General features: G+C 40.5%; 7 protein-coding genes. 1 reads left to right on the top strand and 6 read right to left on the bottom strand.

The genetic code is table 11. From position 1 onward, the window contains the following. Positions 1 to 476 precede the first annotated feature (476 nt). Both AACT52_RS31965 and AACT52_RS31960 read right to left on the bottom strand, forming a co-directional pair. Positions 477 to 734: a ubiquitin carboxyl-terminal hydrolase 14 gene (locus AACT52_RS31965; protein WP_073634651.1), complete on the bottom strand. Its 258-nt coding sequence runs from the start codon at positions 732 to 734 to the stop codon at positions 477 to 479. A 693-nt stretch (positions 735 to 1,427) separates the two neighbouring features. After that, entirely contained in the window at positions 1,428 to 2,828 is a 1,401-nt protein-coding gene (locus AACT52_RS31960) for a sensor histidine kinase (protein WP_073634650.1), read from the bottom strand. Positions 2,829 to 2,845: 17 nt separating this feature from the next. Between AACT52_RS31960 and AACT52_RS31955 the strand changes: the two genes are divergently transcribed. Continuing rightward, a complete protein-coding gene (locus AACT52_RS31955; RefSeq protein WP_158054841.1) occupies positions 2,846 to 3,028 on the top strand; it encodes a hypothetical protein in 183 nt (60 codons plus the stop codon). Between the two features lie 61 nt (positions 3,029 to 3,089). Here the strand turns inward: AACT52_RS31955 and AACT52_RS31950 are convergent, their stop codons facing one another. The 4 genes from AACT52_RS31950 to AACT52_RS31935 all read right to left on the bottom strand — a co-directional run bounded on the left by AACT52_RS31950 (position 3,090) and on the right by AACT52_RS31935 (position 12,195). Beyond that, positions 3,090 to 3,266, bottom strand: coding sequence for a UPF0175 family protein (locus AACT52_RS31950; protein WP_443216679.1), 177 nt, complete (start codon positions 3,264 to 3,266; stop codon positions 3,090 to 3,092). A 498-nt stretch (positions 3,267 to 3,764) separates the two neighbouring features. After that, positions 3,765 to 3,998: a hypothetical protein gene (locus tag AACT52_RS31945; RefSeq protein ID WP_073634649.1), complete on the bottom strand. Its 234-nt coding sequence runs from the start codon at positions 3,996 to 3,998 to the stop codon at positions 3,765 to 3,767. A 543-nt stretch (positions 3,999 to 4,541) separates the two neighbouring features. Then, positions 4,542 to 4,727 carry a hypothetical protein gene (locus AACT52_RS31940; protein WP_158054839.1) on the bottom strand — a complete coding sequence of 62 codons (186 nt, stop codon included), beginning with the start codon at positions 4,725 to 4,727 and terminating at the stop codon, positions 4,542 to 4,544. A gap of 289 nt (positions 4,728 to 5,016) precedes the next feature. Beyond that, the gene (locus AACT52_RS31935) at positions 5,017 to 12,195 is read right to left on the bottom strand and encodes a type I polyketide synthase (protein ID WP_073634648.1); all 7,179 of its coding nucleotides are present in this window, start codon (positions 12,193 to 12,195) and stop codon (positions 5,017 to 5,019) included. Positions 12,196 to 12,206 lie beyond the last annotated feature (11 nt).

The following is a 12,206-nucleotide window of genomic DNA, read 5'->3' as shown; positions in this document are numbered from 1 at the left end:
CTGGCGACTTATCCCCATGTCTAAAGCCAGGGGCTTGCGTCTCGTTTTCCGGTCAAAGCTTTTGAAATCATCGGAGCGTAGCGTGTCCGTGCCGCACGGTACAGGCATACGCGTAGCGTGTCCGTGCCTCCTCCGGAGGAGCTTGCGCTAACGGCGTTCGCGCAGCGTGTGCGGAGCACTCAGCCGTGCCGCACCGCGAGGGACTCAGCAGGCACTCTGTGCGATCGCACTCTGTACCGCCTAAACACAAAGCGCACCCTACGCGTTGGCTTAGGCTACCCGCAAGACTTATAGCGTTTTGAAATAGCGCAAAGCGATGCCAAGCGATGGGCAAAGCCCCGCCTGAGCGCAAAGCGCACGCTCCGCGAACGGCGATCGCAAAACTTCCTAAAGCCGCTACAGTAAGAGCTAAATTCCAAGAAGTTGTAATGGCTTAATTGGATACCGAACTCAGGTTAACCAATTCAATCATGCTTCTACACGAAAGTCTTATCGATGTAGCACCACTTCCAGTCCTCACCTGGTTCCAAGGACTTCACAACCGGATGCCCTGTACCGTGGAAATGCTTAGTAGCGTGTTTGTTTTTTGACGAATCACAGCAACCAACGTGACCGCAAATGAGGCACTGGCGCAAATGCACCCACCTATCGCCCATTTTGAGACATTCTTCGCAGCCCTTGGCGCTGGGTGTAACGTCGTGGATCTGATTGAGATGCGTACAGTTTGTGCTCATAGGATTATCCTAATGTCTGCCTTAATTGTGACATTTAAGGCAACTCAGCACCCATCCAAAATTGAACAAAACAGCTATCCTTCCCCACCCGAGCGCCGTAAGGCGGGGTGGGGAAGGATAGCTGGTCAATTAAGGGGGTTCAATGCCCCCTTAATTGACAATCTCCGTATTAGTTCACGAAGAACGTCTGATTGGGTTCTTTCTGTTATTCGACAAAATTCTTGTAGATGTTCAAATTCTTTATCTGATATCCGTGTTGTCACTTGTTTCATCGCTGTCAATCTGCTCAAACGAAGCGTCAGAAACGCACATCTGCGCCTCCGGCGGATGTGCGTAGTTCATATTAGGGCTGCACCATCACCTTAATCGCTTCCCTGCTGTCCATCGCTGCGTAGCCAGAGGGAACGCCATTGAGGTCAACGGTGAGATCCAAGACGGGGGAAGAGTCCAGTTTACCCGCCACCACGTCGGTAAGTAGTTCGGGAATGTAGGCACGGGCTGGCGCAACTCCGCCGCGTAAGGAGAGGGGTGCCCGTAAGGGCGGGGTGAGGTGAGACCAGTGCTGCAGGAGGGTTTCCCGAACTCACAGCAACTGGCGTTGGCGCAGCCTCTCCGCAGGAGATACCCGAAGGGTTATACGTATGAATGCAACGCGCGTATAACGCTTGATAAACTTTAGGTAAAATCAGCAAATTACGACAAATTCATCGGCAACCGTACCTGAAATCTGGTGTCCCCTGGCTGAGACAACAGCCGAATATCACCTTGATGCTGTCCCACAACAATCTGGTAGACAATGTGCAAACCTAACCCAGTCCCCTGACCGACTCCTTTAGTTGTAAAAAATGGCTCGAAAATGTGAGACTGAACTTCTGGGGGAATTCCCGGACCATTGTCAGCAATCTCCACGAGCAAAAAGTCACTTTCACAATTAGTGCGAATCCAGATTTGACCACCTTGCCCGTTGACAGCATCGATCGCATTATCAATCAAATTCGTCCAAACTTGATTGAGTTCTCTGCCATAAGCACTAATTAGCGGCACTTCACAGTCATACTCCCGCGTGAGCACTACATTACTGTGCTTTAACTTGTGATTTAAAATTGTGAGAGTACTTTCTATACCTTCATGTACGTCTATTTCCTGTAGGGGTGCCCGATCCATGTAGGAATAATCTTTGACTGCATCAACTAAGGTAGAAATTCGCGTCGTAGAATGCTCAAGTTCATCTAATAAACCCCATTCTTGTAACGTTATCTCTGTCCAAGTTAGGACGTTACTCAGCAATAATTCACCTACATTTTTCTTAACATTTTCCAGCCATTGAATATCAAGCCCTGCTGTAACTAGCGTGGGAGCAAGTTTCCAACTATTGCCAACGTTGTGTGCTTCTAGCCATTGCATCACCTCATCCTCGCGATCGCTTTGCGTTAATGGATCGAGTCTGGTTGCTGTTCTAGCAGTGGCGATCGCATCTTGCTGCAATTTGGCAACAAATGCTTTTTGGTCGCAGGTCATTTCTTTTTGATTCAGTTTTACTGTTAAAGGCTGCAACACTTGCCTCGTTTGGCGTAATTGTCCCACGGCTCTACGACATGCAGAAGCCGGGTTATTCAACTCGTGTGCCAATCCTGCTGCCAAAGTGCCTAATGCTACTAGTTTTTCTCTGTGTTGTGATATCGTTTGTACCGCTTGCAACCGTTCTGCCATTGTGCGGAGAATTTCTGTCATCACGCAAGTACAACTCGAAAGCAATTCCCAAAACACCTGGTTTGGCAATTCCAAAATATGGCTACGAGTCACAGCACGACCAGTAGCCCAGAAATGTGTCTGACCCATTAACACAGGCAATTCACCAAACAGCGTTTTTGGTTCGTACATCGCCAGCAAAATCTCTTGATTGCCGACTTTTTGTGTAATCCGAACTTGACCTTCAAGTAGTATAAAAACATGCTCAGCAGGTTCACCTTCATGGCGATGAATTTCTCCGGGTTCTCGCCATACCTCGACACCTTGTTCAAGTAGCCATTGCAACCGTTCTATAGGTAAATTTGCGAATAGTGGAACTTGGCGTAAAGTTTCGATATTAAGCATAGTTACACCTTGAATTTGTGAGTATTAAATTAACAGTTACCAGTTATCAGTTACCAAGTACCCGCAGTATCAGTTTTATCGTTGGGGGAAACACCACACCAAGAGCACCAGAGAGCGTTGGTGGCGGGTTTAAATCCCCCACCAGCCTGCAGGCGTCACTGCGGCTGGTACTGTTCACTGATTTAATAGTTAAAGTGTAGTAATTCTACTTGCTGACTTTTAAAGAGAACAATAAGAGGTGAGGAGTTAATGATGATGCAATTAATCGACATTCCCTATTTCCTCGGCTAATTCCTCAGTAGTATATTGCATAAAATCTACTTGGTAACGAGACAAAGCATTAATAAACTCTGCCCGAGTAAGTCCAGCAATTTCTGCCGCTTTCCCTTGAGAAATTTCGCCTAATTCATACCATTTTACTGCTGCCGCAATTCGCATTTCTTCAAATTCTTCGGGATTTTTGCCGAGGGCAGAAAATACAGTTTCCGGTAATTAGATGTTTCCGGTAATTGGATTGGTATTGTTCTCATATAAACTCCTTTTTAAATAACTCCAGTTCGACACCGTAATATTTGTGAGTGCGACCCATTGGTATCATGCCAAGCCGTTGAGTCACCCGAATTGAAGCGCGATTTTCAGGCTTTACTACAGTATAAATGACTAGTACAGCACGGCTTAAATAAACCGCGTATTGTGTCGGTTTATCGACTGTTGCAGTTCGTTCCGCTCACAATCGCTCAAATTTAATACTTTTGGAGCTCATTGTGCCACACTCTCTTTCCCTTGTTTTAAGCCTAAACAGCTTTGACTCTACTTTCTTAGTCTCCCACAATAATGGTTCGTTTACTTACGCCCTGCTGTACTAGTTCCCCACAGATACTCGGTTCGATGCCATTAATTTTGTTGTAGGCCGAGGTAACCGAAACACCTACTTCTTCAGAGGATGCGGGCGTGGGCTGCATGTACTGATGGGTGGATTCCGCCGACAACAAGACTCATTAAATTGACGACTGTGGAGAATAATAACTCGCGAGTATACTGGGTTTTTGCACTACGTTCAAATAGTTCATCCAGGATTTGGGGACATAGAGCTTTCTCTAAAAGCCCACGAACCATCACGGATACAGGACTCTCTTTTACAAAACGCTCAAATACCTGCCCTAATAACATTTCTATTCTCCACCCTCAGTTTTTCACCTCTCTTAACTCAGATCTTGCACCTATCCGTATAACCCTGGCTTTAGTCAAAAGTAGCGCAATAAAGCTACAGCTTTTTTCTTGATTTTTATCGTGAAAATAAGGATTTTAGGGTTAGTACTGTGTGTTAAAATTACATAAATCTTTCTTGGTGCAAGATGTGAGTTAACCAAACTACAAACCAGCCCATCACACAACACCTTGAAAGGGCTGATCACTACGACCAACCCTTTCAAGGTGCAAGTTGAAGATTTGAAAAAATCTCAACGGAAGAATCAGGTTTTTGTCCCTCCCTGTCGCAGACTAATTGAAAATTAGTCGCGGACTAGATGAAAATTTCCCGACCTTATTCGCGGACTAATTGAAATTTTCCCCCAAATGAGGATAAAACGCTTCAAATCAATATAGTACAAGGCTTGGGAGCAAGGATTCTGTAAGTGGCGTCTGCGCTTTGCGCAATCGCCAGAGGCGTATCGCCTGGTGCTACGAAAGAATCAGGGTTACACAAACATATTTTCAATTAGTCCGGGACAAATTTTCACTTTGTCTGCAAACCGACACTGGTTCTTTTGCTGGTGCGGCTACTTCTGACTGTGGTATGGACACAGGTGTAGACAAAGATATAGACCAATACGGTTCAGTTAAGGCTAACAAGCTGATGAGTGATTTCAAGAAGGCATCTATGCTGAGGGCAGAGGGCATTTATGGACCTTTTTAGTTGGGGATTGTGACCCCGGACAATTGGAGGCTCCCAATATCGTTGCATTTGGGAGGGGCTTCATACCCTTACTCCCAAGAGTCGTGGGCAGAGGGCAGGAGACATTCCTTCATTCCTTCTGCCTTCTGCCTCCTGCCCTCTGCCTTTCCCGGTGAAATTTCGGAACTTCTACTCGTTGTCCAGTCCAGGAGACACTTCAATCCCATTTTCAATCCAAAAATGGGCTTTTCCATTTGTTAAATATTAAGCAATATTTTGCCAACAGTGTCTTCGCTAAATCCGCGCCAAATAAAAGAGTATGTGCTGTAAAAGTCTTTCAGTATCTTCATTAAGGAAAAGATGACCTCCAGAAAGCTCTTCGATGTTAAAACAATCATTAGTATACCGATCCCATTCTCGTAGTTGTTCTAATGTACATAAGGGGTCTTTATCACCGCCAAATGCAGTTATTGGGCAATTTAAAGGAGGAAATGGGGAATAGTGATGATTTAACTGTAAGGCAAACTCTGCTTTTATAGACGGAAGCAGATGAGTCATGGCTATTTGGTTTTGTAGAAGCTCCTCAGTATATCCTATTTCTCGCATATAAGCAAAAGCTATATTATCTTCAATATCCTCCCATCGATATTTTCTGTCACTAAAACCCCCAAATATTTTACGCTGAGAAAAATTTGGAAGATGAGGCGGTAAACAAGCAGCTAAAAAAAGATGTTGAGGTTGCAATTTTCTTTCTAAACTGACTAATAAATAAGCTAGATTCGCTCCTATGCAATGCCCATAGAAAGCAAGAGGCTTATCACTTATAGACATTAAAACATTTGTCAAATTCTCTAGTAAAATATCTTCATCATCTATAGGTTTTTCATGTGCTCTTTCTTCTCTACCTGGTAGTTGAATAGCACATAGTTCAATGTCGTCAGGCAAATATTTTTCCCATGGCAGAAAAACAGTTGCGCCTCCTCCACCATAGTTGAAACAAACCAACCTTAATTGAGCATTTTCTTTAACTTTAGGTCGCCTAATCCAGGCGTCATAGTTTTGAGAAGCAATAACTGTACCCAAGACTTGATTATTTTTATTATTTTTTATACTCTCTAAAAGCTGCCTTGTTAATTCTATGATAGTCGGACCTTGCATCACTTTCATCATAGGGTAATCTGTATTTAAGTTAGTAGCAATCCAGTTAACTAACTGCATTGACATTAAAGAATCTAAACCAAAATTTGTGATAGGTATTGTCTCATCTATTTTTCCTCTATCCATACCTAAAATTTTTGATATATAGCTCTTTAGCTCACTTTGAAGAAATTCTAATTGCTGTTCTTCTGGTAAATCTGTTAGAATTTCAAGAAAACTCATATTTTCTCGAGAAATTTCAGTCTTTTCTTTTTTTGTAATAACTTCAGCAAACCGACCAGAAGATTGCCAAGCTGGGAAAAAGCTAACTGCTTTATTCCAATTTAAATCGGCTACAATCAGACGCGGAATTTTGAAAAGAATAGCTTCCTCAAGAACTTTCAAAACTTTCCTTGAAGGAAGTAATGTCCATCCTTGGCTTTCAAGGATACCCTTTGTTTTTTCATTGCGAACAGCCATTCCTGTTTCAGCAAGAGGTCCCCAATTAATTGTTGAAGTAAACAATCCCAGCCTATTCCTATAATAGGAGAAACTATCTAAAAAGCTATTTGCTGCTGCATAGTTGCCTTGTCCTACACTACCAAAAACAGAAGCTACAGATGAAAAACATATAAAGAAATCAAGATTTAATGACTTAGTTGCAAGATGAAGATTAAGGGTTCCAATGAATTTTGGACTTAAAACTTTTGAAAAAGAGACTTCATCAATATGAGAAAGCGGCTTATCATCCAATACACCTGCTGCATGAATAATACCTTTTAGAGGTGGCATGTTGTTGTTTATATCATCAATCACTTTTTGAGTTTCATTGGGCAAAGTGATATCTGCATTAATAATTTGGATGTTTGCTCCTTGCTCGCGCATTTTCTGAACTGTAGTTAAAGCTTCTTCAGTTTGAATACCAGACCTACTTAGAAGAACTAAATTACGAGCACCACATTTAACCATCCATGAAGACACTAATAGCCCAAAACCACTATTTCCTCCTGCGATTATATACGTTGCATTCCTTGGTAAAGTTAATGAGGAAGGAGGAGATATGTTTATGCTCGTTTCTTTCATAGAAAGAACCACTTTACCAATATGGTGTGCACGAGACATGAAACTGAAAGCTTGCTTAACTTCTGTAATTGGAAATATATGCAATGGATGAGGAGGAAGCAAGCCTTCTTGAACCATCCCGATGATTTCTTTAAACAACTTGTTACAAAGCTTTGGTTTTTGCACAAGCATTCGATCTATATCGAGCACGGTATAAGTCAAATTTTTACCAAAAGACTTTAAATTCAACCGTGTATCTTTGTATATATCTGTTTTTCCTATCTCAATAAATCTCCCAAAAGGGCGTAAGCATTTAATATTTTGTACGATTGCTTGTCCTGAAAGAGAATTTAATACAACATCAACTCCTTGACCATTTGTGATCTCTAAAATATCTTTACAATAGTCAAGAGATCGAGAATTGTAAATATATTTTACTCCTAATAACCTAAGAAATTCCTCCTTCTCCTGAGTTCCAACCGTTGCAAAGACTTCTGCATTAGCAAGCAATGCAAGGCGTATTGCAGCAATGCCAACACCACCAGCGCCAGCATGGATTAAAACTTTTTCTCCTTCTTCGATTCGTGCATGATAGTAAAGAGATACATAAGCTGTTAAGTAAGCCATAGGAATACTAACAGCCTCTTCAAAAGAAATATTGTGGGGCTTTTGCACACAATAATTTTCATTGGTAATGACTTTACCTGATAACGAATTTTGAGCAAACGCTACAACCTCATCTCCTATCTTAAACTCTTTAATATTTGGATCAATTGCAGTAACTATTCCTGCACACTCAAGACCAAAATTTTTGCCATACAACCCTCCTTGAATGGCTTCATCTGATAAAAGACCAGATGCTAGCATCACATCGCGAAAATTTAATCCAGCAGCTTTTACATCGATTTTGATCTCACTATTCTCTAATTCTTCTTTTTCATGAAATTCCTGGAGAATTAGATTATCAATGACTTTGTAGTTTGTAGAAGTAACTCCATAGCATGAACCTGAAGCTGGAACTGATTGATTAATCGATTGGATGAGGTTGGCTTGATCGACGCGTGTGAGAGTATTCTTAAAGACTGTAGTTCCTCTAATGGAAATCTCTTCAGGGATTTGTGAGCTAGTAACAATTTCTGTAAATGTTTCAATCTCTTCGAGAGTTGATTCACCGCTGAAATCAACTATTTTTATTGGCATAAGTGGATACTCGTTCATTGTTGTACGAGCCAGACCAATGAGAGCTGCTTGTTCTAAATCTACGGAGTCGCCGTAAACGCCTTGTGTAAGAAGCCAGAAAGGAGATTTCAATTTGAGCTTATTTAGAGTTATTACAGCTTGAGTGAATGATTGACATGCTTCTACTTGCTCCTCTAAGTTTAATTCTTTAATATTATTCTGCCTTTTTCGCGGTATGTAAACAATAGATACAGATGTATCTGTAGAACTCATTGAAGACAAGAATAACTGCATATCTGCCTCGTTATTCAGGTCAATAAATGTAGTAGAAAACCCTCTTTGTCTTAAGACAGTCTCTAGTGATTTTCTAATTAAGTTATTGGGATTTCCGGTGAGGAATATTCTCTGAAAATTATTTTCCTGTAAAGAAATATTAGATATCTTGTAATCTAGCGATAGCCACTCATAATTGTAGAAAAATCTGCTGTGATTTTCTTTTGTTTCTTGACGGCTTCCTTTAAGAAAACGTGCTTCCAATCCTATTAGTTTTGCGATGACCTCATCATCCTTATTAAATATAATAATATCCATTAAGATGGAATTTTCTGATAAGTAGCGCAGGGTATTGTAAACATAAACTTGAGGTTCAGCTTTTTTGTAGAACTCGACTCGCTGAACTTTATAGGGTATGTATATCCCCATTTCTTCCTTTTTGATGGTGTACAGACCTGCTAAAATAACTTGGAATGCATTGTCAAGGAGAGTGGGATGGACGAAGTAACAGTCAAAATCATCTCCAACATTTTCAGCAACTGTAATTTTCGCTAAATTTTCTGTGCCATTTGTATATACATCCTCAACACATCGGAACGTTGTTCCAAGAACCAATCCTCTGTTATCAAGGTAGGTATAAATTGTTTGCATAGAAAAATGCGAAGTAAGTTTCTTGCGCAGCGAAGCAAGCGTTAGTGTACTATCTTTATGGGCGTCAGTATTATCATCTAGATAGTTAATTTTTCCCTTAGAGTGTAAAGTCCAGTCTCCCTGATCTCCTTCATTTTTTGAATAAATCGAGAAGTTTCCTTCATAAGAAATTATTTCTAATAAAATTTGAGGAGCATTCCCTTCATCTGGTAAAAACAAAGGATTTTGAAACTCAAGCTCTTCCAGATAAAAAGAGCGATCGGGAAAAGAAAATTTTGCAGCAGCTAATGCTAGCTCCATATGACCAGCTCCTGGAAAGACAATTGGTCCTTGAACACGATGTTCTGAAATATAAGTATGTACCCTTGGGTCAAGATTTACTTTCCATAGTCGATTTTCTTCTTCTTTTGGTGATATGGTGCAACTTTCGAGGAAAGGATGAACTTGCTTTCCTATACGAACTTCTCTTGATGAAATACTTTCTTGCCAAAACCTTAATTTTTGCCAAGGATAAAATGGAAGACTTACAAAGCTGCTCTCTGGAGGTACAAGCAAACTTAGGTTAACATTATTAAATCCATCTATAACTAACTGAGCTAATGAAGTAAGCAGAACCATTTTATCTTCTTTATTTCGCCGAAGAGAAGGTAAAACAAGTCCTTTAATATTCAACTCCTGCATGATTTCATTTATGCTTGACGATAGGGCAGGATGAGGACCAATTTCAATAAAGGTTGTTATGCCAGTAGAAAGTAAAGCTTTAATAGCCTGATAAAATAAAACTGGTTGCCGTAAGTTTCTAAACCAGTAATCTTCATTTAATTCTTTTCCTCTTATCTGAGCCCCGGTTACAGTTGAAAAAAGAGGAGTATGTTCTTCAGAAGATAGAACAAGACCCAAAGCTTGATAGAATATGTCCTTTAAAGGATCTAAATAGTGACTATGAAAAGGAACTTCTACAATTAGAAATCTGTGAAAAATATCCTTCTGTTGTAGTTGATCTGCGATAGCTTGTAAGGAAATTTCATCTCCAGATAAAGTCACTGAAGAGGGCCCATTGACGGCAGCAATATCAACGCCTTCAAAAGAATTTATATACTCTAAAACTTGCGCTTCTGATTGTCCTACAGCAAGCATTTTACCAAGTCCACGAGCTGTAGCTAAAGACTGGCTTCTGGCAATAACAATGGACATAGCTTGTTCTAAATCTACTATTCCAGCAGCATAAGCTGCTGCCACTTCACCAACGCTATGTCCAACAATAGCATCAGGGCTAACTCCCAATGCTTTCCAGTAGTTTGTAAGTGCAATTTGAACAGCAGTAATAGCTGGTTGAGCAATCTCAGTCCAATTAATTCTGGAGTGTTCCTCATTTGCTAATAACTCATTTAGTAGAGGACCATATTCTAAAAAGCTTTTGTGATGATCTGGGTCGTTTGATAACCACCCTAATTTTTGGAGAAGACTATCAATCTTGATGAGTTCTTCTCTAAATAAAGGCTCGTTATTAAAAAGTCCTCTTCCCATTAACCACCATTGAGTTCCCATACCTGAATAAACAAAAGCTATTCTGCTTTCTTGAGAAGAAATCCTCCCAAAAATTACTCTTTGTGAAGATGTTCCGCTAATAAAATCTTGCAAGGCTTGATGTAACTGTTCTTTATCTTTGGCAACTACAGCTAGCCTATTATTGTAGAAAGAACGCTTTTTAAGCAGAGAAAATGAGAGATCGTTTAAGCTGATATCACGCTCGGAAATAAACTTTTCATAGGAGAGAGCTAACTCTCTGAGAGCATCACCATCTTTTGTTGTCCAAATAAATAACTGCTCGTTATTGCCATCAAAAGACGTTTTTTGAGAAACGGGTACTTGAAGTTCAGGAGGACTCTGAAGAACAATGTGTACATTGCTTCCTCCAAATCCAAAAGAGTTAACACCCCCATACAAAACAGGCTCATTCAGATATATGCAATCAGTTGGCACTTGCAATTTTAAATTCTTAAACGGAATTTCTGGATTAGGGTTTTGGAAATGAAGATTTGCAGGAATGATTCCATTCTTTAACACTAAAGCCAGCTTGATAATTCCAGCTATTCCTGAAGCAGCCTCTAAATGACCTATATTAGATTTAACTGAACCGATGTAGCACACATTCTCTAAATGTCTTCCCTCTCCTACAACTTCCCCAATCGCTTTTGCTTCGATTGGATCTCCAACAGCAGTTCCCGTTCCATGGGCTTCAATATAATGGACACGATTAGGAGAAACACCAGAAATCTTATATGCCTCTCGTAGCATTGAAATTTGCGAGTCCATACTTGGCATAGTCATATTTGGTGTATGACCATCTTGATTTGTTGAACTCCCCTTGATCACTGCATAAATTTTATCTCCATCTTCAAGTGCTTGAGATAATGGCTTAAGAATAATGATTCCTGTTCCTTCACTCCTTACATAGCCATTCGCTCTAGAATCAAAAGATTTGCAACGACTGTCAGAGGACAAGAACCCACCTTTACTAAACCCTATATGCATCTCGGGTTTGATCATTAAATTAACTCCGCCAGCAAAGGCTATGTCGGCTTCTTGGTTAAGTAGACTTTGACAGGCAAGATGGACAGCCATTAGCGAAGAAGAACAAGCAGTATCTACCGAAAGGCTTGGTCCTTTTAGATTTAGTACATATGAGATACGATTAGAAGCTATGCTGAAAGCAGCTCCGGTATTGGTATTTGAACCTATATTTACGCGCTCACTATAAGCTTGTTGAATATCACCATAATCATGAGTGGAAATTCCAATGAAAACACCAGCTTTGCTTCCATTTAAGTCCTCTAATTTTAGCCCTCCATCTTCTATTGCTTCATAAGTGACTTCTAAAAGGATACGTTGTTGGGGGTCCATAGTTTCTGCTTCACGAGGAGAGATACCAAAAAAACTGGCATCAAACATATCAATATCTTTGATAAATCCTCCTTGTAAAGAGTTTATCTTTCCTCTTTTTTGAAAATCACGGTCATAAAAATCTTCCTTACTCCATCGATTTGCGGGAATATCTGCGATCGCATCAACTTTTTTAATCAAGAGTTCCCAAAAATCTTTTACCGAGTTGACATTACCTGGAAAACGGCAACCTACAGCAATGATAGCTATATCGAATGAACTTCTCATTTTAGTTATTA

The organism is Scytonema sp. HK-05 (assembly GCF_963872035.1).
Classification (GTDB): Bacteria; Cyanobacteriota; Cyanobacteriia; order Cyanobacteriales; family Nostocaceae; genus Kalymmatonema.
This window is presented reverse-complemented; position numbering and strand designations above follow the sequence as displayed.